The sequence below is a fragment of the Methylocapsa sp. D3K7 genome, from assembly GCF_029855125.1.
GTDB lineage: Bacteria > Pseudomonadota > Alphaproteobacteria > Rhizobiales > Beijerinckiaceae > Methylocapsa.
Genome location: NZ_CP123229.1, coordinates 3184578 through 3209064, shown reverse-complemented (window position 1 = coordinate 3209064; position 24487 = coordinate 3184578). Strand labels below are relative to the sequence as shown.

Sequence of the window (24487 nt, the reverse complement as noted above, 5' to 3'; positions counted from 1 at the left end):
AAATTCTGAATCATTTCGAATGGTAAGGCCAATGCCCTCAAAACTCGATCAATTGAAAGCCATGACAGTCGTCGTCTCCGATACGGGCGACATGGATGCCATCCGCCGCTTTAAGGCGACCGACGCCACGACAAATCCGACGCTGATCCTCAAAGCCGCGCGCATGCCCCATTATGCCTATATCCTGGACGAGGCGATTCTCTGGGGCCGCAGCCGCAATCACTTGACGAGCGAGATCACCGACCGGCTCGCCCTAAATTTCGGCTTCGAGCTGGCAAAAATCGTCCCCGGCCGCGTCTCGACGGAAGTTGACGCGGATCTTTCGTTCGACATCGAGGGATCTGTTGCCAAGGCGCGCAAGATCATCGCCGGCTATGAAAAGCTCGGCTTGGGCCGCGAGCGGATCTTGATCAAACTCGCCGCGACCTGGGAGGGCATTAGAGCGGCCGAAATTCTGCAGCGCGAGGGGATCGACTGCAATATGACGCTGGTCTTTTCGCTGACCCAAGCGGCGGCTTGCGCCGACGCCGGAACCTTCCTCCTCTCGCCCTTCGTGGGACGGATTCTCGACTGGTACAGCAAGGCCGAAGGCAAGACCTACACGCCCGAAACCGATCCCGGCGTCCGCTCGGTTCGGGAAATCTATAATTATTTCAAGGCGCACCAAATTAAGACCGTGGTGATGGGCGCGTCCTTCCGCAACAAGGGCGAGATCGAAGCACTGGCGGGCTGCGACCGGTTGACGATTTCGCCGCAATTGCTCGATGAGCTCGCCAACGACACGGGCACCCTCACCCGCCAGCTCGATCCCGTGTCGGCCGCGGCTCACCCGCCGGCAAAGCTCTCCCTCGACGAAAAAACGTTCCGCTTCATGTTGAACGAAGATGCGATGGCGACGGAGAAGCTTTCCGAGGGTATCAGGGTTTTTGCCAAGGATTTGCACGCTCTGCGAGAACTGGTGTCCAAGCGGCTGCTGGAAGCGGCTTAGGCCTTAACTGGCGCCCGTGCCGCCCGCGAGGACCGCCAGCAACAAAGTGATCCCCAAGCCCAGCACCGCGCTGGCGGCGGCGAACTCGAACAGGCGTCCCGCCATCAGGCTTCGCCTGGAACCGGGCGTGGCATATTTCACTGCTGTATTTTTGGCGAAAACAGCGGTGCTGGCCAGCGCGGCGGTGGTGATCGCGGTGCCAAGCGACATCGCCAGCACGGCAAAGATTCCGGCTGAAAAAATCCCCTGTGCCAAGGCGAAGACGAGAACCAAAATGGCGCCCGAGCAAGGGCGGGCGCCCGCTGCAAGCATGGTCAGCGCAGCGCTTTTCCACGAAAACCCGGCGCCGAGCGTGAGGGGGTCCGGGGCGTGGAAATGGCTGCATCCTGGCCCGTGCAGATGGTCTTCCGTGCAATCATCAGCACGGAAATTGCCGGCGACGCCCGCCCCCGCGTAGTCAACAGCAGAGGGTGCCACACGCCGCGCGGCCAGGAGCGCGGCGCCTTTCACCGTGACCAGCACCGCGCCGAGAACGGTGATTCCGGCATAGCTCACGATTTCAACTACATTCGCGGCGGCCGTCATCCGCGCCGCGGCCGCCTGGAACACGATGGCGCTAATCCCGACGATCGCGACCGCGGTAAAACCTTGCAAAAGCGCGGCGCCAAACGCGATGACCAAACCTCGCCGCAAGGCGCGCTCATTGGCCAGCATATAGGAGGCGATCACCGCCTTTCCGTGGCCCGGGCCAGCGGCATGAAAAATTCCATAGCCGAGACTGAGAGCGATAAGCCCCCAAGGGGCGCCCCCGTTCAGTTTGGCGGTCCGGATGGCGCCGCTGAGCAGACGGTAAAACCCCGATTCCTTGGCCAGGATCCAGCCCATGACGCCTTGCGCGCTGGCGACCGCGCCTTCATTGGCCCCGACAGCGAAAGGATGATGCACGCCCTGCCCGAGACTTTGCGAGGGCCACAAAACCACAAGGCTCAGCAGCAAGGCGAGCGGCAGCGCAAAGCCCGCAATTGTCGGCCTTACGGACATGCGACAATGATCCGGCTGGCCAGCTTGACCCCAAAATCGGTGCCTGGGGACAAACCGCTGAAAAACGATTCGGAGAGTTTTTTGGTGTCAGAGGCTGCCAGCGGGTTCGACCCAAGAACATTGATCGAACACCCTTTTGGCGCCCCAGCCAAGCTGACTGGGTTATCCTTTTCCATTTCGAAGGCGACGAAATAGGTCGGATCATAGACTTGGAAGGAAAACGCCCTGGTTGCGCTCGTCGGAGTCTTCAGCGGGAGGGTAAAGCGCAAGACCACAAGCTTATCCTGCCGTTGCTCCAGCGAATAATCGGCCGGGGCACCGAATTCGATCTTTTGGCTCGCCGCCTTCGCATAGGTGAAATAATCGAATTCCTCGAGAGACTCGACATTGGTCTTGGCAAGCGGAGCGAGTTCGTCCTTGCTCAACAGCTGCCCGTCCTTCCCGATCCCCTGCGTCGCGAAAGCCGAATACATCTCATCGAAAACCCAGGCGTTCCGGATTGCCTCGATCTGACCTTGCGTGTTGAAAACCACCTGCGCCCGCGCCGTGACCCACACATGCGGGTGCGCCGCCGCGGCGCCCGCTGAAATCCCAACAAAAAGCATAGATAGAAAAAGCCTCGCACGGAGACACTTGTTCATGCAGAACCTTTGGACGGCGTGCGCGATGCGATCGCCCGGCTCTCCAGCCAGGACGAATTTATGGACGCGGAAGTTCGGCCGAAGCAAGGCAGCCACCGAGGAGAGGACACCTTATTGAGGTTGATTGCGGGCGATGAATAGGGCATACGGAGCTTACGTTTGCATTGAAACTGGCCGGAAGGGCCGGTTGTTTTTTTGGAACAAGTCCGATGAAAGTTCGTAACTCCTTGAAATCCTTGCGCACGCGGCATCGCGACAATCAGCTGGTGCGCCGCAAGGGCCGGGTGTATATCATCAACAAGACGCAAAAACGCTACAAGGCCCGGCAGGGTTGATGCTGTGGCCGGTCGCGTGAGCCGGATTTTTCTTTGAAGCTGATACGTGGCTGTTTCCTCCGCGTGGTAAGTGTGGCCGCTGTTCTCATGACCGGCAGTTATGCGCTCGCCCAAGCGCCAGGGGGAGGAATAGCCCCGCCTGACAGCGACTGGGACGAAATCCCTGGCGATGATGCGCCTGTCCCTTCGCCGCGACGCCCGTTCTCCCGTTTCGATCTTGAAAAACTCTGGGCGCTGCCGAGAGAAGGCCAGTCCGTCAAAGGGGCAGATCGAAAGGGTCCGGCCGCTGCAACCGGAAAAGCTGGCCGCACCACAGCGGAAAAATCCGCGGCCGCGGCGAAGGTCGAGCAATTGAAAAAAGCCTTGGCGCCGAAGCCGCCGCCGGAGGCCGTGCGCCAACAAACGCTCGACGCGTTGTTCGAGCGCCTCCGCAAGGCCAGCCAGCAGGAAGACGCGCAGCACATCGCGACGTCGATCCAGCAGATTTGGTTGCGATCTTATTCCGATACTGCAAACCTCCTTATGCAACGCGCGACCGCTTCCGTGCAGGAGGGGCAATTTCCCCTCGCGTTGTCTCTGTATGACAAGCTGATCGAGCTGGAACCTGGCTGGGCGGAAGCCTGGAATCAGCGCGCCGTCACTCGGTTTTTGACCGGCGATACGGATGGCGCGATGGTGGATATTGACCAGGTGGTGAAACTGGAGCCGCGCCACTTCGGCGCTCTCGCAGGGATGGGAATGATCTTGCAAGGGGCCGGGCTCGACAAAGGCGCCTTGGAGGTTTTCAACAAGGTGCTCGTCATCTATCCGCTCGACCCGGACGTTCAAAAACTGGTCGAAAAGCTGACGCTCGAAGTCGAGGGCCGGGATATATAAGGCTCGCAAGCATCCTCAATTCCCCCCTACCCAACTTTCACCCGAAAGTTCGCGGTGGGCCTTGTCGAGTTCATCGGTGTAACGGCGCAACACATGCGCCTCGGTCAATAGCCCGACGACATGGCGGTCCTTCTCATTATCGACGACCGCGAGCGCTTCATTTTCGTTTTGCTCGAAATATTGCACGGCAAGTTTGATGTTCATCTCCGGCTGCAAAAAAATATTGGTTGATCGCGCAAGTTGACCAAGTCCGGTTGTGTTGGCACTGCCGTTTGCTCCGGCAAGATGCACATCGGGAACGAATAGCAGTCCCGCGTATCCGCCAGAGGGACCTGTCAGGACGACCCACTGGTTTGCCGATTGCGCCGGAAAAGCTTTTATGAACGCAGCGAGCGGCATATCAAGCGACGCCTTCGGCACGTCCGTTCGCATGAGACGTCCCGCCGTCAGGTCCCGCATCCAGCCGACGTCCTGCGCGCTGCGGATCGATTCGCCGCGCACATGCAATCGCCACGTCGCGAAGGAATAGCCAAACGTCCGCCGCACGATGATCGAGACGACGCTTGCCACGGCCAGCATCACGAGGCCGAGCGGGAAATCGCCCGTTGTCTCCAAGGCGAGGAAACTCATCGCCATGGGCGCTCCGATGATCGCCACGGCGAGCGCCGACATTCCGATGAGCGTGCAGACAGTCATGTCGGGAGCCAGCGACGGGTCGAAATATTGGACCGCGTAGAAAAATACCAAGCCGATCATGCCGCCGAGATAGAGCGAGGCAAAGAAAAGGCCGCCGCGAAAGCCTGTGCCAAGCGAAATCACCGACGCGAGCGCCTTCAGAAGAAGCGTGATGAGGACGACATCGGAGGGGCCGGACCCCGGCCCAAAAAGCTCGAACAAGGCGCCATGGCCCGAGGCCAGCACATGTGGCGTCACCAGCGCGAGCAGCCCGACAAGCAGACCCCCAAACATCGGTTGCAGGGGGCTTGGCAAGGCGATGCCTGCGCAGAATCGTTCGACCGATGTGACGGCCCGCATCATGCGGATCCCGAACAGCGCGCAAATGATCCCAAGAACCAGCAAAAATCCCATATCGGTCGGAGAAAGCGCCGATTTCAGGGTCATTTGGTTCATGAATTCGCCGCTCGCGCCAAACGCCTTGGAGACCAGAACCCCGCAGACCGCCGCCGCGCCGACAGGCGCGAGGCCGAAGGGCGTGTAGGTCCCCAAAATCAGCTCGAAACCGTAGAACGCGCCGGTCAAAGGCGCTCCGAAGGCCGCGGCAATGGCCCCCGCCGAACCGCAGGCAACGAGCGTGCGCATGTCGCCGCGCCGCAGCCGGAACGCCGTCCCGAGCCAGGAGGCAAGGCCCGAGCCCATCTGCGTATAGGCGGCCTCCAATCCCACCGAAGCGCCAAAACCGTTCGAAACCACCGTTTGCGCGGCAATGACCAAGCTATCCTTGATGGACATCCGGCCGCCTTGCAGCGCATTGGCCTCGATCGGATCGACCGGCCTTCGGGGCATCCATTTGCGCACATAAATCCCGGAAATCCCGAGAAGGAGACCGCCCATCAGCGGGATGAACGCCAGAAAAGGCGAATCGAGCGCCGTAAGACTGCTCAAATGCGGATGGCCGAAGAGCCAGCGGTGCAAAAAATTGGTGGTCCCGAGCAGCGCGGCGACGCTGAGACCCGCAATACCGCCTGCCAACCCCGCAAGCCCAATGAATCCAACCTCATGGCGCCGGACGAGACCGCGTATGCGGAGGGGAATGAGGGTAAGAATATCAAACCGGGAAATCACACGCTCCTTCGGCAATCGCCCCTAGGGGTTCATATCCTCGCCCAAAGGGCGCCCCGTCCATTAGCATTGCATAGGCGCCCTCCCGCCGCTATAAGCCGTGGCGCGTCCCTTCCGGCACCCCTGGAGGCACGGGCGCGTCATCTTTTCCACGAATTCCTAAGGATACCGAAATGGCCGGGACGAAAACTCTCGCGGCCACGACGCGTAAGGGGACAGGCAAGGGGGCCGCCCGCAGCGTTCGTCGTGATGGCCGTATTCCAGGCGTGATCTATGGCGGCGGCGATGCCGCCGAACCGATCGCGCTCGATTACCGCGAATTGAACAAGTTGATCTACGCCGGGCATTTCCTGACGACGATCTTCGAACTTGACCTGAATGGCGCGAAACAACGCGTCATTCCGCGCGATTACCAGCTCGATCCGATCAAGGATCAGCCTCTCCATGTCGATTTCCTGCGGCTGAAGCCGGGAGCAAGTCTGCGCGTGCAGGTGCCGGTGCATTTCCTCAACCAAGATATCTGCCCTGGCATCAAAAAGGGCGGCACCTTGAACATCGTGCGTCACGCGATTGAAATGCGGGTTCCGGCCGATAACATTCCAGAAGCGGTCACCGCCGATCTCGCCTCTTTGCAGATCCATGACTCGGTGCACATCACCGATCTTCCCTTGCCCGAAGGCTGCAAGCCAACCCAGCGCGAACGCGATTTTACGATTGCGTCGATCTCGCCGCCACTGGTGGCCGCAGAAGAGCCCGCCGCCGCGGCCGCCACCTCGGCGGCGCCCGCCGCCGCCGCGGATGCAAAGGGTGGGAAGGCCGCCGCGCCTGCCGCCGCCGCGCCTGCCGGTGCTCCCGCAAAGGCGCCCCCGAAGGGCAAGAAATAGCAGGGCATGTTTGCGCGCGGATTTTTCGCGCGCAAACACTCTAATGCTTCCAAGCAGGCGTCATGCTTCTCTTCGTCGGCCTCGGCAATATGGGCAAATCCTTCGCCGCCCATCGCCACAACGCAGGCTTCATGGTTCTTGACGCCATCGCGCGCATGTATAAAGCGCCGGACTTCCGTTCGCGCTTCCAAGCTCTCGTCAGCGAGATCGGACTCGAAGGTGAAAGAGTCATTCTCTTAAAACCGCAAACCTATATGAATGAATCCGGCCGCGCCGCCGGTGAGGCGGCCCGCTTTTATAAGATCGAGCCCGCCCAGATCGTCGTTTTTCATGACGAACTCGACCTTCCCCCAAGCGCGGTCCGGGTCAAGACCGGTGGCGGCAACGCCGGCCACAATGGCTTGAAATCTTTGACCAGCCATCTTGGTAACGACTACCGCCGGGTGCGGATCGGCATCGGCCACCCAGGCGACAAGGCGCTGGTGCACAATTATGTGCTTGGCGATTTCGCCAAGGCGGACACTGCTTGGGTCGATACGCTATGCGTCACAATCGCGGCTAACGCCGGACTTTTGGCCAAGGGCGACGACGGCGCCTTTCAACGCAAGGTCGCGCGGGACATGGAACCAAACAGCAGCGAGTCACCGCCGGGTTAAGCATCCGGCTTTTGCAAGCACGTAATCATGCATTCGCCGCTGTTTCCGCGCCGGGTTGCTCCGGCATGATTTTCAGCGAGGTGATCCGGTTGCGCGTTTTACGCAGCACTTCGAAGCGGAAATTGTGAAAGGTGAAGACCTGACCTGACTCCGGAATGGCGCGTGCCTCATTAATCACAAGCCCGGCGACGGTGGTGGCTTCCTCATCCGGCAGATCCCAGCCCATCACCCGGTTGAGATCGCGAATCGGCACCGAGCCATCGACGATCGCGGAGCCGCCCGCCAACATGCGCACGCCTTGCACGATGACATCATGCTCGTCGGCGATGTCGCCAACGATTTCCTCGATAATATCCTCCAGGGTGACAAGGCCCATGACAACGCCATATTCATCGACGACGAGCGCGAAATGGGTTTTGCGTTTCAAGAAGGCCTGAAGCTGATCCTGCACCGGAGTCGAATCCGGCACGAACCAGGGCTCGATCGCGATGCTCTCGACCTTGAAATTGCCGGCGATATTTCCGGCCGCTTCGAGGGCACGCAAAAGGTCGCGTGCATGCAAGACGCCAACGATATTTTCCGGCTCGCCGCGCCAGAGCGGCAGCCGCGAATAAGGCGCGGCCGCCACCTCCCGGATCAACTCTTGCGGCGGCAAATCGGCGTTGAGGGCAAGCATTTTCGTCCGGTGAACCATGACGTCCGAGACTTCGAGGTCGCGAAGTTCGAGCAGGCCGCCGAACATGTCACGGTCGGACCGCGCCACACCACCCTCGCGATGCAGGAGATCGACGGCACTTTTCAACTCTTCATGGCCCGACAAAATCGAATGCCGGCGGCTCGTATCGACGCCGGCAAGTTTCAACAAACCGCGCACGAACACTTCAACGGCGATGAGAACCGGCCCAAAAATGGCGACGAAAAAAGAGATCGCGCGCGCGACAAGCAGCGATGTGCGGTCGGGATAATTGATCGCCACCGTCTTCGGCATGACTTCGGCGAACACCAGTAAAATGATGGTCATGAGGCCGGTCGCGTAGATCGCGCCGCGATCGCCGGCAACGGCGACAAGGACACTGGTCGTAAAAGCCGAAGCGCCAATATTGACGAGCGTATTGCCAAGCAGCGTCGTCCCGATCAGCCGTTCCCGGCTCATCAGCAGCCGGTTGACCCGGGCGGCGCGGGGATCGCCGTTTTTCTCCAGGCCGTGCATGCGCGCCCTAGAAGCGGCGGTGAGCGCCGTCTCCGATGCTGCGAAAAAAGCCGACAGAGCTACGCAAAGAAGGATAGTTGCAACCGCAAGCCAAATATCGAGCGGTGTAACCTCGGCACTCGGGCCGTGCATGATATGAATGTCCTATCCCAATTCGTCTTGCAAAAATCCGAGGATCTCGCTGGCTTCCACGGATTTGGCGATGAAGCAATCCCCAATAGCCCGTGCGAGGATAAAGGTGAGAGCGCCGCGCGTCACCTTTTTGTCCTGATACATGGCGTCCACAATCTCTCCGGCGCCCGAGTTCAAGCCTGGAATATCCACGATGCGGACTGGTAAGCCGGCATATTGCAAATGTGCTTCGACCCTTGCACGGTCGTCTTTGCTACAAAGACCGCGCTGCTCGGAAAAACGAAAGGCGCAGGCCATGCCAATCGCGACAGCCTCGCCATGCACAAGCCTTGCCCCATCGTAATTGGTGATCCGTTCCAGGGCATGACCAAAAGTATGGCCGAGATTGAGGAGGGCGCGTTCGCCTTCCTCATATTCGTCGCGCGCGACGATCGCAGCCTTGGCCTTGCAGCTTGTCGCGATCGCATGAATCCGCTCGGCACCCCCCGCGAAAACGCCTCGCCAATGCGCTTCGAGCCAAGCAAAAAATCGCGCGTCGCCGATCAGCCCATATTTGACGACCTCGGCATATCCGGCGCGAAACTCCCGCAGCGGCAATGTTTCGAGCGTCGCGATGTCGGCGAGCACGAGCGAGGGCTGGTGGAAAGCCCCAACAAGGTTCTTGCCATGCGGAGAGTTGATCCCGGTTTTGCCGCCAACCGAGGAATCGACCTCCGCCAGCAGCGTTGTCGGCACCTGAACAAAGCGCATCCCGCGCCGGAGCGTCGCCGCGGCGAAACCCGCGAGATCGCCAACGACCCCGCCGCCAAGCGCGACGACAACATCGCCGCGCTCCATTTTCGCCCCGATCAAGGCATTGCAGACGCGGGCATATTCGGCGAAGGATTTCGACCCCTCGCCAGGTGCCACGGCGACCGTTGAATGGCGGATGCCTGCCCCGTCCAGCGCTTTTTCGAGCGCCGGCAAATGCAATTTTTCGACATTTGTGTCGGTGACAATCGCGCAGGCCGCTCCGGGGGCGATGCGGCGAATTTGATTCGCCGCGTCTGCGATCAGCCCTTCGCCAATCAAAATCTCATAGCCGCGCGCGCCGAGCTTTACTTCGATCCGCGCTTGGCTGGCCGGAGATTGCCCGCTGATGTCCAGCTGCCCCTCCATTTTTGGAATTCTCCTTATATTTGAGAGTGGCGGCGGATCCGGCGAAAAGCGTAAAAAAAACTCAAGGCCCTCGATCATCTCCTCGACCGCCCGTTCTTGCGGCCCATCCCGCGACACGACGGTGATGTCGGCTCGCGCATAAACCGGATAGCGTTGCTCAAGGAGAACCCGGAGCGTTTGTTCCGGATCCTCCCCTTGGAGGAGCGGACGGTGGGAGCGCTTCCGTACCCGGCGCCAGAGCACGTCGTGATCGGCTTTGAGCCAAATCGATACGCCAGACTCGGCAATCCGCGCTCTGGTCTCTTCGTTCATGAAGGCGCCGCCGCCAGTTGCCAGAACACGCGGACCCTCGTTCAAAAGGCGGGCCATGACGCGGCGTTCCCCGTCGCGGAAATAAGGCTCGCCATGCCGCACGAAAATTTCCGAAATCGACATGCCAGCCGCGGCTTCGATCTCGGCATCGGCGTCGGCGAAGGGAAGATTGAGCATCTGCGCCAGCCGGCGGCCATTGGAGGTCTTGCCCGACCCCATGAGCCCGATGAGGACGATCGAACGGCGCCCCAGCGCTTGCACGAGTTGCCCCGCCCGCCTGTCCGGCGCGTTCTCCGTCTCCCCATCTGCTCCGGACGCGATGCCAATACTCATTTTAAGAGTGTAGCATGCCCAGCCAGCGGTTTTAAACGAGACTTTCGGCTTCTGGGCGGCATATCCTTGTCCGCGGCTCATCCCCGCTGCTGGGATCTCCACCCGCAAGCAAAGGCCGGAGTACCCAGGCTCGTCCAGGGCAGCGCTTCCACCCGATTTCGCCATACTGCTCCGGCGCGAGCACTTCTGCCAGTAGCCTGCTCAGCGATCTCCGCCGCGGCCCCGCCACGTGAGCCGACTATATTTTTAATCTATCACAACATAATTTCAGTTTGATGCGTTTTATAATAACAATATATAAATATTCATAATATTTATAAACGATATTCGTATTAATTTACCAATAAATATTGATATGAATAAATACAATTACCACAAAAAAACAGAGATATGCTTGTTTTTGCTTTAAGTTCAGTGGCATTTACTGGACCACAACCTGCCGGTACAGGCCGTGTTATATTTGTTACAGCTCCGGGAATAGTGGCCGTTGCAACACGGAAAAATGCCCCGCTTTCCTAGCTTCGGCCATGGTTTTGGGCTACCACTCGGAAGTCGATTTCGCAGGGGACAATCATGTCGGGCTCGCGCATTGGGTTTATTTCCTTAGCCGCCCTCGCAATATTGGGCTCAGGCGGCTGTTCGTTTTTTCCGGTATCTGGACCGTCGTCCGCCGACATTGAATCCGGCTACTCCGAGACCGTCCCCTATCACCTGATCAAGCTCACGTCCGAGACCATCGACACTCTTGCAGCGCATGAGCCAAAAGGCCTTGCGGGCGCCTTCACCGATCGTCGCCCCTCGCAAAAAATCGTGTTCGGCGTCGGCGATGTCATTTCGACCACGATTTTCGAGGCAGCGGCCGGCGGTTTGTTCATTCCCCTCGAAGCTGGCGTGCGTCCTGGCAATTTCGTCAATCTACCCGATCAGATCATCGACAACGACGGAAATATCTCGATTCCCTATGCCGGCTTGATCAAGGCCGCCGGCCGCGACAACGTCCAAGTTCAAAATGATATCGTCAACAAGATCAAAAACCGGGCGATCGAGCCGCAGGTCGTCATCAGCTTGTCGCAGCAGCGGACATCTCTCATCAGCGTGGTCGGCTCGGTGAATACGCCGCTACGCTTCGCGGTTCCGATGACCGGAGCCGGGGACCGCGTTCTCGACGCCATCACCCGCGCGGGCGGCATTTCCGGACCTGGCTATGCAACCTGGGTCATGCTCGAACGGGGCGGCCGCCGCGCCACCGTTCCCTTCGAAAATCTCGTGATGGATGCCAAAAACAACATCTATATTTTGCCGGGCGACCGGATTTACGTCTATCAGGAGCAGCAGAAATTCATAGCCTTTGGCGCCATGGGCATCAACACGGCGGGCTTTGCGCAAAGCCAAGTTACATTTGACGCTTGGCGGCTCAATCTTGCCGAGGCGGTGGCGAAGGCCGGCGGTCTCGGTGACGTCCAGGCCGATCCCGGCGCTGTGTTCCTGTACCGGCAAGAGCCGCGCGAGGTCGCGCTGTTGCTCGGTGCCGACCTGACGCGCTTCAGCGGACCTCTCGTTCCGGTTGTATTCCAAATCGACTTCCGCGATCCGGGCGGTTATTTCCTCGCCACAAGGCTTCAGATGCGCAACGATGACATCATCTTCGTGGCCAATGCCCACTCCTACGAAGCAAACAAGGTCCTGAACTTCATCAGCAACGTCGCTGGAACGGCAATTGCGGCGCAGGGGGCGGTCCAAGGCGTCCCAGTTACGAGCGCCATTGTACATGGTCATGAACTCGCGGCAGCGCCTTCCAAAACGTTCGTAGGGCCGCCGGGCGTCATAAATACAACGCCATAGTTTCCAACAGGGGGACGGCGCATTCAACGCACGTCCTCGCTAATCGGAGGTGACGCCAATCCAACCCACCGTCTGCTCCTGGCAGGGCTGGCTTACGATCCATGTGGGCAGGATTTATCCGAATTAAGTACTTTTGATATCGAGCCAAAATGCCGACTTTCGCAAACCCCGACGCCGCCGGAATAGCTCTCAAAATTCTCATTTATTCAATCAATTACGCGCCCGAGATGATTGGCGTTGGCCGGTCCACTGGCGAGATCGGCGCCTATCTCGACGAAAACGGATTTGACGTCAGCGTCGTCACCACACCGCCGCATTATCCCGGCTGGCACGCCCGGCCGCCCTATTCCGCCTGGCGTTACGCGCAGGAAACACGCGCGGGCGTTAAGATTCTGCGCTGCCCGATTCTGCTGCGCACCAAAATACATGGAATTTGGCGTCTCATCGCGCCCCTCAGCTTTGCTCTGACCTCGGCGCCGGTTGCCCTGTGGAAAATGGTCACCGGACGGCCCGATGTCGTTTTATGTATCGAGCCCACCGTCTTCACCGCGCCCGCCGGACTGCTTTCGCGACTTTTGGGGGCGCATACCGTCCTGCATGTGCAGGATCTCGAAATCGACGCCGCCTTCGCGGTGGGGCATCTCAAGGGAGATTTTTTGCAGAAGATCGCGGTCGCAATGGAATCCTGGCTGCTGCGGCGATTTTCAACCGTCATTACGATATCCGAGCAAATGCGTAAGCGGCTCATCGCCAAAGGAGTCGAGCCGGGCCGGATCGGCTTGGTGCGCAATTGGGTGGATATGACCAAGATCAAGCCGATCGCGGGCGACAATGCCTTCCGTGCCGAACTCGGCCTCAGCCGCGAAGACTTCATCGTGCTTTACGCCGGCAACATCGGCGCGAAACAATCCCTAGATGTAGTGGTCGAGGCGGCGCGGCAGCTCACCTCGACGCCGGGCGTCCATTTCGTCATTGCCGGAGATGGCCCAGAAAAACCGCGTCTGGTCCAAAACTGCGCCATTTTGCCCAATGTTCATTTCCTGCCGCTGCAGCCGGAAGAGCGGCTCTGCGAACTCCTGAATTTGGCGGATCTGCATGTGCTGCCGCAATCAAGCGGCGCCGCCGATCTTGTGCTGCCGTCGAAACTCGGCGGCATGCTCGCAAGCGGCAAGCCGGTGCTTGCGACAGCCGACGCGGACACCGAATTGTTCGAAGTGCTGTATGGCACGGCTATCCTCGTACCAGCCGGCGATAGCCGGGCGATGGCCCGCGAGATCGGGATTTTGGCGAGGGAAGGATCCCACCCGGCGCTTGGAGACGGCCGCAAGCTCGCACAAATCTTCGACCGGGAGAACTCGCTTGCGAAGTTTGCGGCGTTTCTCCGCGGGCAAGTCAGCCCCGGCACCGAAGCGGCCTAAACTTATCCTCAAAAGTGCCGAAGCGCCGCACAGCCATCCGCTGCGGCATCCCTTATGCCCGCGCGCATCCACGCGGCAATGCGTCGCGCGCTAAACCGCCCCTTCCCTTCAAACGTTCATTTGGTCATCACTGGCGCGCAAACTGCATGACGCAAAATTCATTCAGCCCGATTCGACCGGCCTCGACGCGGGATCGGTGTATGATCATGGAGGCCTCGCTTGGATAGTTTCGAACTCAACAAAATCGCCGGGGCGTTTCTCGGCACTTTGCTGTTTGCAATGTGGCTGAGCGTGATCTCCGGCGGGATTTTCTCGCATGACAAACCCGCCAAGCCGGGCTATCCGCTCCCCGCCGCGCAGGAGGTGGTAGAGGCCGGAGGCGGGGCTGCCGCGCCATCCATTCCGCCCATTGGAACACGTTTGTCTCTGGCCGATGTGAAAAAAGGCGAGGTGGACACCAAGCCCTGCCAATCGTGTCACAATCTCGAGAAGGGCGGCGGCGTCAAGATCGGTCCGCCGCTCTTCGGCATCGTGACCCGGCCCAAGGGAACGGTGGCGGGCTTCGAATATTCCGAAGCCATTAAGTCCAAGGGCGGCACCTGGACCTACGAGGAGCTCGATGCTTTCCTCGCCAATCCCAAGGCCTACGCCCAAGGCACGAAAATGGCGTATGCCGGGGAGGCCGATCCGGCCAAGCGGGCTGACCTTATCGACTATTTGCACACGCTTTCCGATAGCCCCGAACCTCTGCCCGCAGCCGGTTCGGCTCCGCCGCCGGCGGACAGTGCCGCGGCACCTTCGCCAAAACTAGAATCTCCGCCGCCGGCAAAAAACGAGGCGCTGCCCCCAGCAAAAATTGAGGCTCCGCCCGCAAAAAGCTCAAAAGGGGCGCTCGCCAAAGCCGCGCTTAAACAAGCAAAATAGGACGATTCACGCGCGTTTTTGCAAAAGCCGGGTTCCTGCCCGGCTTTTTCACGCCTATTATGATGCCTATATCTTAAGCGTATCAGGGGCTGGCCGCTGTTCGCGAGCCGGCTCCCTCGTCTTAAAGGACAAATCTTGAAAGCGATTTCCCGGGCAAACGTTTCGACTTGGTTCAGCCGCCGTTCGGTGCTCCGTCTTGGCGCCGCCGGCATGATCCTGCCGCGATTTCTCACCTCCGCCGCGAAGGCGGCTTCCGAAGATACCGAGACCCACGGCCTTTCGATTTTCGGCGATCTTGCGATGCCCGCCGATTTTGGCCATTTCCCCTATGTCAATCCAGACGCGCCGAAGGGCGGCGAGATCGCCCTTCAGGTCAGCGCGACGGGCGGCAACCAGAATTTCACCACCTTCAACACGCTGAATATCTACATTTTGAAAGGCGACGGCGCCGCCGGCATGGGCGCCATCTTCGATTCGCTGATGGCCGGGAGTGGCGATGAGCCGGATTCGCTCTATGGCCTCGTCGCGCGCGCCGTGCGGGTTTCGGCCGACAAGAATACCTACCGCTTTCTTTTGCGCAAGGAAGCGAAGTTCCACGATGGTTCGCCCTTGACCGCGCGCGATGTCGCTTTTTCGTTGAATATTCTAAAAACCAAGGGCCATCCGTCGATCCGCCAGCCGCTGCGCGATCTTGACGCCGCCGAGGCCGAGGCCGACGACATCGTCATGGTACGCCTCAAACCGCATCATAGCCGGGAAGCGGTCCTGATCGTCGCCGGACAGCCGATCTTTTCCGCCGCCTATTACGCAAAACATCCGTTCGACGAGACGACACTGGAGCCTCCGCTCGGCTCCGGCGCTTATAAGGTCGGCCGCTTCGATACCGGCCATTTCATCACCTTCGACCGCGTTCCGGAGTATTGGGGCAAAGATCTTCCCGTCAATATCGGCCAAGGCAATTTCGACCGCATCCGTTTTGAATATTTCGGCGACCGGAAAGTCGCTTTCGAGGCCTTCAAGGCTGGCGTCTTCACCTTTCGTGAAGAGTTCACCTCGGCCGTCTGGGCGACCGGCTATGATTTCGCGGCGGTCAAGGACGGACGGATCATCCGCGCGACACTGCCCGATGAATCGCCGATGGGAACGCAGGGCTGGTTCTTGAACATCCGGCGGGACAAGTTCAAGGACGTCCGGATCCGGCAAGCCGTCGGTCTTGCCTTCGACTTCGAATGGACCAACGCCAACATCATGTATGGCGTTTATGCCCGCACCACGTCGTATTTCCAGAACTCTCCGATGGCGGCGCAAGGCGGCCCGTCGCCCGATGAGCTTGCCTTGCTCGAACCCTATCGCGGCGAACTCGACCCCAGCGTGTTTGGCGACGTCTATGTCCCGCCGGTGTCGGATGGCGCCGGCCAGGACCGCGAGTTGTTGCAGCGGGCATCGAAACTTTTCGCGGAGGCGGGATGCAAACGTTCGGGCACTCAGCTGACCCTCCCGGATGGCAAGCCCTTCGAGATCGAGTTTCTGGATTTCGACAACGCCCTGGAGCCGCATACCGCGCCCTTCATCAAGAATCTGAAGTTGCTCGGCATCGAAGCGCGCTACCGGGTTGTGGATGCAGCGCAATATAAGCGGCGCCTGGATGATTTCGACTATGACATCGTCACCTCGCGTTTCGGTTTCGGTCTCACGCCGGGAGAAGGCATGCGGGGAACATTTGGTTCGGAGGCGGCAAACATGCCCGGCTCGCGCAATATTTCCGGCATTGCCAGCAAGGCCGTCGATGCCTTGATCGAAAAAGCCCTGGTTGCCGATTCACGCGAGCAATTGACCGATATCTGCCGCGCGCTCGACCGCATTCTGCGCTCCGGGCATTATTGGGTTCCGATGTGGAACAAACCCAATCACCTTGTCGCCTATTGGGATCTGTTCAGCCGTCCCGGGCGCAGCCCGCGCTATGAAACCGGCGTCGTCTCGACATGGTGGTACGACGAGGACAAAGCCAAGCGCATCCATTTCGCCGGGCGCTGAGGGACTTTGATGTTTGCCTATATCGCGCGCCGCCTCCTCTTCATGATTCCGACGCTCTTCGGCATTTTGCTGATCAACTTCGCCATTGTGCAATTCGCGCCGGGCGGCCCTGTCGAACGCATTCTCGCGCAATTGCAAGGGCTCGATGCCGGGGCGACCGCGCATTTTGGCGGTGGCGGCGAGACCGGCAACACGGGCGCGGGCACAGGCGACATGTCGTCGAAATACCGCGGCGCCCAGGGCCTCGATCCGAAATTCATCGCCGAACTCGAAAAGCAATTCGGCTTCGACAAGCCCGCCTATGAACGCTTTCTTCTGATGCTCAGGAACTATGCGACCTTCGATTTCGGGCGCTCCTATTTCCGCGACGTGCCGGTATGGCAGCTCATCAAGGAAAAACTGCCTGTTTCGATTTCGCTCGGACTTTGGATGACGCTGTTCTCCTATGCCATCTCGATTCCCCTCGGCATCAAGAAAGCGGTCAGCGATGGGTCGCGCTTCGACATTTGGTCCTCGGCCGTTGTCATCACGGGTTATGCAATCCCGAATTTTCTTTTCGCTATTCTGCTCATCGTGCTGTTTTGCGGCGGCTCCTTCTGGCAGATTTTTCCCTTGCGCGGCCTCACCTCGGAAAACTGGTCACAACTTTCTTTGCCAGGAAAAGTCGCAGATTATTTCTGGCACATCACCCTGCCGGTCGTCTCGATGACGCTTGGCGCCTTCGCGACCTCGACATTCCTCACCAAGAATTCATTCCTCGACGAGATCGCCAAGCAATATGTGCAAACCGCTCGGATGAAGGGCTTGAGCGAGCAGCGCGTGCTCTATGGTCACGTCTTCCGCAATGCGATGATGATCGTCGTCTCCGGCTTTCCCGGTGCCTTTATCGCGGCATTTTTCGGCGCTTCCCTCTTGATCGAAACGATCTTTTCGCTCGACGGACTGGGCCTTCTGTCGTTCGAATCCATCGTCAACCGGGACTATCCGGTGGTCTTCGCCGATCTTTATATTTTCGCTCTGCTCGGTCTTGTCGTGAATCTTCTGTCCGACTTGACCTATATGTGGATCGATCCACGCATCGACTTCGAAACGCGGGAGGTTTAGCCGTGCAGGCTTCCTCGTCGGAGAGCGGCATCGCTCCAAAGCCTTTCGTGCACGCCGCCCCGGCTCGGCGTCCATTGCGTCTGAGCCCGATCAACCAGCGCCGTCTGGCGAATTTCAAAGCCAACAAACGCGGCTATTGGTCGTTTTGGATTTTTCTTGTCATCTTTGTGCTGACGCTTTTCTCGGAGTTCATCGCCAACGACAAACCACTGCTGGTCGTCTATAAGGGCGAGCTTTTGTTTCCGATCCTGCACAATTATCCGGAAGAGAAGTTTGGCGGCTTTCTTGCGCAGACCGACTATCGCGACAAGGTGATCGCCAAGGAAATCGACGAGCACGGTTTCATGCTCTGGCCGCCGGTCCGCTATTCCTACCGGACGATCAATCGCCAATTGCCGGTCCCAGCGCCCTCGCCGCCAACTTGGATGCTCAGCGAAACCCAATGCCGCGCCGCCGTGCTGCGCATGTACAAAAAGCCGGATGGCACCTGCCGGGATCTCGAATGGAACTGGCTCGGCACCGACGATCAAGGCCGCGATGTCCTCGCCCGGCTGCTGTATGGGTTTCGCCTTTCGGTTCTGTTCGGGCTGACGCTCGCCGGAATCTCCTCGATCGTCGGGGTCACGGCTGGCGCGGTGCAAGGCTATTTCGGCGGCTGGACCGATCTCATCTTCCAACGCTTCATTGAGATATGGTCGTCGCTCCCGCATTTGTATTTGCTGATCATCGTCTCCTCGATCATCACACCGAGCTTCTTCGTGCTGCTCGGCATCCTTCTGTTGTTTTCCTGGGTGTCGCTCGTCCATGTCGTGCGGGCAGAATTCTTGCGCGCCCGCAACTTTGAATATGTCAACGCCGCCCGCGCGCTGGGCCTCAGCAATGGCGCCATCATCCTGAAGCATGTGTTGCCGAACGCCATGGTCGCCACCCTGACGTTTCTCCCCTTCGTCCTGAACAGCTCGATCACGACGCTCACGGCGCTCGACTTTCTGGGCTTTGGGCTGCCGCCAGGTTCGCCCTCGCTCGGCGAACTCCTCTTGCAAGGCAAGTCGAATTTGGCGGCGCCCTGGCTCGGCCTTACCGGCTTTCTCGTCATCGCGCTCATGCTCTCACTGCTGGTGTTCATCGGCGAAGCCGTCCGCGACGCCTTCGACCCAAGGAAGACGCTCAGTTGAAGCCCTTTCGCCCCTCATTGGAGTTCTTTGCCTTGCTAGATGATTTTCGTGGCTGATACCCCCCTCCTCGATGTCCGCAATCTCGCTGTCCGCTTCAAGCAAGGCGATACCGAGACCATCGCCGTCGATGACATTGCCTTCTCTCTGAAGCGCGGAACCACGCTGGCGCTCGTTGGCGAATCCGGGTCCGGCAAATCGGTCACCGCGCTGTCGATCGTGCGCCTGCTCACCCGCGCAGCCCGCGTAACAGGCCATATCGCGTTCAAGGGCGAGGATCTTCTGGCCTGCTCCGAGGCGCGGTTGCGCGAGATCCGCGGCGGCCACATCACCATGGTCTTCCAGGAGCCGATGACCTCGCTCAATCCGCTCCATACGATCGCGCGGCAAATTGGCGAAATCCTGGAGCTGCATGGCGCGCGCGGCGCGGAAAAAATCAAGACGCGCATCATCGAGCTTTTGCAAGAAGTCGGCATTCCGAACCCCGCCGAGCGGCTCAATGCCTTTCCGCATCAGCTCTCGGGCGGCCAGCGCCAGCGCGTGATGATCGCCATGGCGCTCGCCAACCGGCCCGATCTTTTCATCGCCGACGAGCCGACGACCGCCCTCGACGTCACGGTGCAGGCGCAGATCCTTGAGCTTCTGAAAGATCTACAGAAGCGCCATAACATGGCGATGCTGTTCATCACCCATGACCTCGGCATCGTCCGCAAAATCGCCGACGACGTGGCGGTGATGCAAAAGGGCAAGATCGTTGAGACCGGCAAGGTGACGGAGATTTTCGCCGCGCCCCAGCATCCCTACACCAAAATGCTGATCGCCGCCGAACCGAAAGGCACGCCGCCCGCCGTCAATGCGAGCGCAAAAACCATCCTGGAGGCCAACGATATCCGCGTCTGGTTTCCGGTCAAGCGCGGCTTCTTCCGCCGCACCGTCGGCTACGTCAAGGCCGTCGATGGGGTGAGCGTTTGTGTGCGGGAAGGCGAAACCCTCGGTGTTGTCGGCGAATCCGGCTCCGGCAAAACGACGCTCGGCCTTGCCATCCTGCGGCTTATCCGTTGCAAAGGCTCGATTGTTTTTCTGGGCCGCAATATCGAGGCTCTCAATTTCAAGGCGATGCGGCCACTGCGGCGCGACATGCAAATCGTCTTTCAAGACCCTTACGGTTCGCTGTCGCCCCGGCTGTCCGTCGCCGATATCGTCGCCGAAGGTCTTGGCGTGCAATATAAATCCATGTCCTCCGCGAAGCGCCGCGAGATCGTCGCGCAGGCGCTCTTCGACACCGGCCTCGATCCGTCCGCGATGGATCGCTATCCGCATGAATTTTCTGGCGGCCAGCGGCAACGCATCGCCATCGCGCGGGCGATCGTTCTTGAGCCAAAATTCATTGTCCTCGACGAGCCGACCTCGGCGCTCGACATGTCGGTGCAAGCGCAGATCGTCGATCTCTTGCGTGATCTGCAAAAGCGGCGCGGCCTCGCCTATCTCTTCATCAGCCACGATCTGAAAGTGGTTCGCGCGCTCGCCAGCGAGATCATTGTCATGCGCGACGGCAAACTCGTCGAATCCGGCCCCGCCGTGGAGCTTCTCGCCAACCCGCGCAGCGCCTACACGCGCGCGCTGTTCGCGGCGGCCTTCGAAGTAAAGGCGGTCGCGGGCGCCGTTGTGAACCAGTAGGCCTGGCCGACACGGCAAAGGCACGCGGACTGCAGGCAGTATTAGATCGCAAACGCCACAAGCTATTTCACTATCGCCACCCCATCCGATTCCGAAAGGAGTTAGTGAGTGAATGTGGCTGCGCAGTGCGCACAATTGTGAGAGATGATGACAACTCGTATTTGCGTGCATATAATTCTTATATGAACGGTGGGCACCCATATATTGTTCTGAAATTGCAGACGAAGAACCCAATTCAGATTGGTGATTTTGTCTCTGAATTTATTTCGATAACTTCACAATACGATAAATTTATCAAGGAGAGCTACCCTGCGCTTGCCCAGGAAGCCCAAATTTTTGTGAAATCAGTGAGGCACGGTTCTGTTATCGCCGTGTTGCTACCGTTTGTTCCATTCATGCTTAGCGGAGAAATTCTCGCTCATATTGAACACATCAATGCAATCAATGAATTTGTGCGTAATTTCGGAGAGAAGATCGAAGCATATGTCAGTGGTAGGAAAGTAGATAATGCAACGAGATCAGATTTAAAGGATTTCATGGGAGCAGTTGCTGCCATCGCTAATGATCCAAAGGGAAAGGCATCAATCGCATCTGCTGTGTTTGAAGGTGGCAAAATAAAAACGAGAGTTGCCGTGACATTCGACAGCACAGAGGCCAGGCGCGCAGTCACCCAGATTGAGGAACATCAACGGCAGTTAGAACAACGAAATAACGCCGATTATTCGCGTGTTCTAGGAATTTTCAAGCAGGCCAATACTAGGGATTCACCGATTGGCAGAAGAACGAGTGAGCGGCTTAAGATTGAACAATTGTCTGACAGGGATTTGCCGCTCGTTTACGCCTCCGATTTAGCTGAACAGAGGATTAAGCATGAAATACGAGAGGCCGATGATAACCTTTTTAAGAAGGGATTTATCGTTGATATAAACGTGGAAACCATTGGCGGTCGTCCAGTGGCTTACCGCGTGACGAACTTACATCAAGTCATCGATCTTCCTAGTGAGATAGATGGCACTTAAAGGTCTTCGAGCGGCGAGACACGCTAGGCGGATTGTGGCCGCAAACGTGCCCTTAGCCAATTTGTCGGTAAGCGGCGCGGCGTTTTCATTAAACTGATGAGATCCAGCGCTTCGCCAATTCCTCATAAGACATATCTGAGTGGTTCCGCCTTGAGGAACAGGCGGACGCGACCTTCCCAGCTCCGGGCTAGCGACTGGCGTGACGGTGATCATGGGCAAATCAAATGCCAGCCGTTCGCGGCGCCACGCGCTTTCTCGCGCAAAAGACCAAATGTCGGCGCGATCTTACGTTCTGCAAAGCCGCCCGACGTCCGGCGCGTGCCATCGTCTTTGACTGTCAATCGTACCAAAACGTTTCACGTGAAACGATTTGGTACGATTGGGCGCGAAAATCGGACAAAGTCAGCCTCATTCCTTGCCGTCGAAGGCATCCACTTGGACGCGCACCGCATCCGCCAAGGCGCGAAGTTCCGCCTCGCTGATCGCGCCCGCGAGCGCGTAATTGGCGCCCGATTGACGCCAGGTGATCGCGGCCGATGGATAGTCTCCAGAGACTCGCGGGGCGGCCGCGATTGGGCCAGGGGTCTTCTCGGCGCAAAGCGTGATCGTTCCATAGGCCTTGCGGGTGTAAAACATGCAGAGCATTTGGCCCTGTTCGCCGGGCATCGTGCGCACCGCGGCAAGGGTTTGGCCCGCGGCCGGAAGCGCCGGCAAAATTGGCGCCGCGACGGGTTGCGCGCCGCCTGGCGAAAGCCGCTGCGTGGCGGGCGGCGGTCCGAAGGCTTTCAGCGCCGACAAGGCTTGCGCCGTGAAGGCTTCGCTCGTGCCCGCCGCCAGGGGGGCATCGGGGTCCACGGGGCCGGCATGATTGGTGAAATAATCCGCGCAGGCCGTCAGCAGCACGCCGCCCGCGAAGGCAAGCCCGATGAGGCGGCCGGACCACCGCTCGCGCCATGAAATACCGCTCGCCGGGCAAATCCGCTCCGCCAGTCCGCCAGCCCCGCGTGTCTGAGACTGCGACCAAGACCAAGGCAAGGGCGGCGCCGGGACCGGAGCGAAAGCGGCCCGAATCGCTTCGTTCTGCCGCCGCCATGTGTCGACGCGCGCCGCATCCGCCGGCGAGGCGGCCAGAAACGCCGAAACCGCGGCGCGGCGGCCGTGCTCCAAGCCGCCATCGACAAAACCATGCAGCTCGGCTTCGCTCACCGGGGGGTCGGCGCCGCGCGTGCGCATGGCCTATTTGACCAGGCGCAGATAGACGGGGAGCGGCTTTTCGAGGTGCGGAACAAAATGGACGTCCGGAATATCGCCCAGCACGGCCCGCGCCCGAGCCAGCCGCGCGACAAACACCGTCCGCGAAATTTGCAGGATGCGCGCCGCCTGCGCATAGCTGAACCCTTCCAGTGCGACGAGCAGCAAGGCCTCCCGCTCATCTAGCGGAAGATCCAAAAGCCAATGGGCAAACTGACCGGAGCTGGATTCAAAGCGCCGGGATAAGCCGGAGGCGCCAGCTCCGCCCGAGCCGAAGCTTTCCGTCTCCGTGTGCGCCACATCCGCCAGCCTCCCCTTTGCCAGCAGCTTGTGGAGCTGACCGGTGAGCAGGACGTAAAGATGAATCTGAAGATCGGGCCCGTTCAGGCGGAGGGAGGCGCCTTGCTGCAAGGTCTGAAGCAGAATGTCCTGGACGAGACCGTCCGCGGTTTTATTTGGTGCCGGATGGCCACCAACGAGCGCGCGGGCAAACCGGCGGAGCCGCGGCGCGCATACGTTCAAATCGTCCCGCAACGACACCTTCATTCTCCCGAAAGCGTTGTTTTTATTGGCTGTACCAGCCGCTTATCCGTACCCTGACTATTGTCTTGCTGGCTCCCCGCGAAACGCTCATAGAATATCACAACTGTGCAACAATGTACGCGAAAAGTCAGCGGCTTTTCCGTATCCCCTCGGGTATAGGTGGTGCACAAACCCGCTTCCTGGTTCCTGTCCGTGCAATCTTGCGTTAAACCTCCGCAGCCTTTAAACGCGGCGCCGTTCGTAAAGTTGCTTTTCTCATTTTTCTCTTTGGTCCGGATCGAGCATGACGAAACTGGAAATCTCCGCAAACGGAGTGCATACCTCGGGAATTCTTGCCGGCAAACGCGGCTTGATTCTTGGGATCGCCAACAGCCGGTCGATCGCCTGGGGCATTGCCAAGGCCGCGCATGACGCGGGCGCCGAACTCGCCTTTACCTTCCAAGGCGAATCACTGGAAAAGCGGGTGCGGCCGCTGGCGCAGGAAATCGGCGCGAAAGTCCTCGGCGATTGCGATGTCACCGACCCCTCGTCGTTGGATGCGGTCTTTGAAGAAATCGCGCGGAGTTGGGGAAATCTCGACTTCGTCGTGCATTGCGTCGCTTTTTCCGACAAGGATCAGCTGACAGGCCGATACATCGATACCACCGCGGACAACTTCACGAACTCTCTTTTAGTCTCGTGCTATTCTTTTACCGCGGTGGCCCAGCGCGCCGAAAAACTGATGCACAACGGCGGTGCCATGTTGACCCTGACCTATTACGGGGCGGAAAAATGGATGCCGCATTACAACGTCATGGGGGTCGCCAAGGCGGCTCTTGAATCGAGCGTGCGTTATCTCGCCGCCGATCTTGGCGAGCGGAACATCAGGGTCAACGCCATCTCGGCCGGCCCTATCAAGACCTTGGCGGCCTCGGGCATCGGAGACTTCCGCTATATCCTCAAGTGGAACGAGTACAACGCTCCCTTGCGCCGCACGGTCAGCATCGAGGAGGTCGGCGAAAGCGCGGCTTTTCTGCTCTCGCCCATGGCGCGCGGCATCACCGGCGAAATCCTGCATGTCGACTCCGGCTATCATATCGTCGGCATGAAAAATCCCGCAGCTCCCGATATTTCGGTCGTGGGCAAGGATTAACGCGT

Annotated in this window: 21 protein-coding genes; 14 read left to right on the top strand and 7 right to left on the bottom strand. The window is 59.3% G+C overall.

Features of this window, described 5'->3' with window-relative positions:
• The first annotated feature begins 31 nt into the window (after window positions 1–31).
• The gene (gene tal / locus QEV83_RS15175; RefSeq protein ID WP_280128530.1) at window positions 32–988 is read left to right on the top strand and encodes a transaldolase; all 957 of its coding nucleotides are present in this window, start codon (window positions 32–34) and stop codon (window positions 986–988) included.
• Between the two features lie 3 nt (window positions 989–991).
• Here tal and QEV83_RS15170 read toward each other — a convergent pair whose 3' ends face one another.
• Together QEV83_RS15170 and QEV83_RS15165 are read right to left on the bottom strand one after the other, a co-directional pair.
• Window positions 992–2029: a nickel/cobalt transporter gene (locus QEV83_RS15170; protein WP_280128529.1), complete on the bottom strand. Its 1038-nt coding sequence runs from the start codon at window positions 2027–2029 to the stop codon at window positions 992–994.
• The gene (locus QEV83_RS15165; protein WP_280128528.1) at window positions 2020–2634 is read right to left on the bottom strand and encodes a DUF1007 family protein; all 615 of its coding nucleotides are present in this window, start codon (window positions 2632–2634) and stop codon (window positions 2020–2022) included. The genes QEV83_RS15170 and QEV83_RS15165 overlap by 10 nt, the downstream gene beginning before the upstream one ends.
• A gap of 245 nt (window positions 2635–2879) precedes the next feature.
• Here QEV83_RS15165 and ykgO point away from each other — a divergent pair, with 245 nt between their 5' ends.
• On the top strand, window positions 2880–3005 hold the full coding sequence (gene ykgO / locus QEV83_RS15160; RefSeq protein WP_088521155.1) for a type B 50S ribosomal protein L36: 126 nt from the start codon (window positions 2880–2882) through the stop codon (window positions 3003–3005).
• 87 nt (window positions 3006–3092) lie between these two features.
• Window positions 3093–3881: a tetratricopeptide repeat protein gene (locus QEV83_RS15155; RefSeq protein ID WP_280128527.1), complete on the top strand. Its 789-nt coding sequence runs from the start codon at window positions 3093–3095 to the stop codon at window positions 3879–3881.
• A gap of 15 nt (window positions 3882–3896) precedes the next feature.
• On the opposite strand, the gene QEV83_RS15150 is transcribed toward QEV83_RS15155, so the two are convergent.
• Window positions 3897–5684: a chloride channel protein gene (locus QEV83_RS15150; protein WP_280128526.1), complete on the bottom strand. Its 1788-nt coding sequence runs from the start codon at window positions 5682–5684 to the stop codon at window positions 3897–3899.
• 170 nt (window positions 5685–5854) lie between these two features.
• On the opposite strand from QEV83_RS15150, the gene QEV83_RS15145 reads away from it, so the two are divergent.
• Window positions 5855–6565 carry a 50S ribosomal protein L25/general stress protein Ctc gene (locus QEV83_RS15145; protein ID WP_280128525.1) on the top strand — a complete coding sequence of 237 codons (711 nt, stop codon included), beginning with the start codon at window positions 5855–5857 and terminating at the stop codon, window positions 6563–6565.
• 62 nt (window positions 6566–6627) lie between these two features.
• Window positions 6628–7221, top strand: coding sequence for an aminoacyl-tRNA hydrolase (pth, locus tag QEV83_RS15140; protein WP_280128524.1), 594 nt, complete (start codon window positions 6628–6630; stop codon window positions 7219–7221).
• A 25-nt stretch (window positions 7222–7246) separates the two neighbouring features.
• Here the strand turns inward: pth and QEV83_RS15135 are convergent, their stop codons facing one another.
• Together QEV83_RS15135 and aroB are read right to left on the bottom strand one after the other, a co-directional pair.
• On the bottom strand, window positions 7247–8563 hold the full coding sequence (locus QEV83_RS15135) for an HlyC/CorC family transporter (RefSeq protein ID WP_280128523.1): 1317 nt from the start codon (window positions 8561–8563) through the stop codon (window positions 7247–7249).
• Between the two features lie 12 nt (window positions 8564–8575).
• On the bottom strand, window positions 8576–10366 hold the full coding sequence (gene aroB, locus QEV83_RS15130) for a 3-dehydroquinate synthase (protein WP_280131092.1): 1791 nt from the start codon (window positions 10364–10366) through the stop codon (window positions 8576–8578).
• Between the two features lie 573 nt (window positions 10367–10939).
• Between aroB and QEV83_RS15125 the strand changes: the two genes are divergently transcribed.
• The 8 genes from QEV83_RS15125 to QEV83_RS15090 all read left to right on the top strand — a co-directional run bounded on the left by QEV83_RS15125 (window position 10940) and on the right by QEV83_RS15090 (window position 21556).
• A complete protein-coding gene (locus QEV83_RS15125) occupies window positions 10940–12208 on the top strand; it encodes a polysaccharide biosynthesis/export family protein (protein WP_280128522.1) in 1269 nt (422 codons plus the stop codon).
• Between the two features lie 149 nt (window positions 12209–12357).
• Window positions 12358–13626 (top strand): WcaI family glycosyltransferase, encoded by a 1269-nt coding sequence (locus QEV83_RS15120; RefSeq protein WP_280128521.1) that lies wholly within the window; start codon window positions 12358–12360, stop codon window positions 13624–13626.
• A 219-nt stretch (window positions 13627–13845) separates the two neighbouring features.
• On the top strand, window positions 13846–14550 hold the full coding sequence (locus QEV83_RS15115) for a cytochrome c family protein (RefSeq protein ID WP_280128520.1): 705 nt from the start codon (window positions 13846–13848) through the stop codon (window positions 14548–14550).
• Between the two features lie 210 nt (window positions 14551–14760).
• The gene (locus QEV83_RS15110; RefSeq protein WP_280131091.1) at window positions 14761–16584 is read left to right on the top strand and encodes an extracellular solute-binding protein; all 1824 of its coding nucleotides are present in this window, start codon (window positions 14761–14763) and stop codon (window positions 16582–16584) included.
• 9 nt (window positions 16585–16593) lie between these two features.
• Window positions 16594–17688: a microcin C ABC transporter permease YejB gene (locus tag QEV83_RS15105; RefSeq protein ID WP_280128519.1), complete on the top strand. Its 1095-nt coding sequence runs from the start codon at window positions 16594–16596 to the stop codon at window positions 17686–17688.
• Between the two features lie 29 nt (window positions 17689–17717).
• Entirely contained in the window at window positions 17718–18863 is a 1146-nt protein-coding gene (locus QEV83_RS15100; RefSeq protein WP_280131090.1) for an ABC transporter permease, read from the top strand.
• 48 nt (window positions 18864–18911) lie between these two features.
• Window positions 18912–20537, top strand: a complete 1626-nt coding sequence (locus tag QEV83_RS15095) for an ABC transporter ATP-binding protein (RefSeq protein WP_280128518.1) — start codon at window positions 18912–18914, stop codon at window positions 20535–20537.
• A gap of 125 nt (window positions 20538–20662) precedes the next feature.
• Complete coding sequence (locus QEV83_RS15090; protein ID WP_280128517.1) at window positions 20663–21556, top strand: hypothetical protein; 894 nt, start codon at window positions 20663–20665, stop codon at window positions 21554–21556.
• Between the two features lie 408 nt (window positions 21557–21964).
• Here the strand turns inward: QEV83_RS15090 and QEV83_RS15085 are convergent, their stop codons facing one another.
• Both QEV83_RS15085 and QEV83_RS15080 read right to left on the bottom strand, forming a co-directional pair.
• Window positions 21965–22789: a hypothetical protein gene (locus QEV83_RS15085; protein WP_280128516.1), complete on the bottom strand. Its 825-nt coding sequence runs from the start codon at window positions 22787–22789 to the stop codon at window positions 21965–21967.
• Between the two features lie 3 nt (window positions 22790–22792).
• Window positions 22793–23347, bottom strand: coding sequence for a sigma factor-like helix-turn-helix DNA-binding protein (locus QEV83_RS15080; protein ID WP_280128515.1), 555 nt, complete (start codon window positions 23345–23347; stop codon window positions 22793–22795).
• A gap of 286 nt (window positions 23348–23633) precedes the next feature.
• On the opposite strand from QEV83_RS15080, the gene fabI reads away from it, so the two are divergent.
• The gene (fabI, locus tag QEV83_RS15075; RefSeq protein WP_280128514.1) at window positions 23634–24482 is read left to right on the top strand and encodes an enoyl-ACP reductase FabI; all 849 of its coding nucleotides are present in this window, start codon (window positions 23634–23636) and stop codon (window positions 24480–24482) included.
• Window positions 24483–24487: the final 5 nt, after the last annotated feature.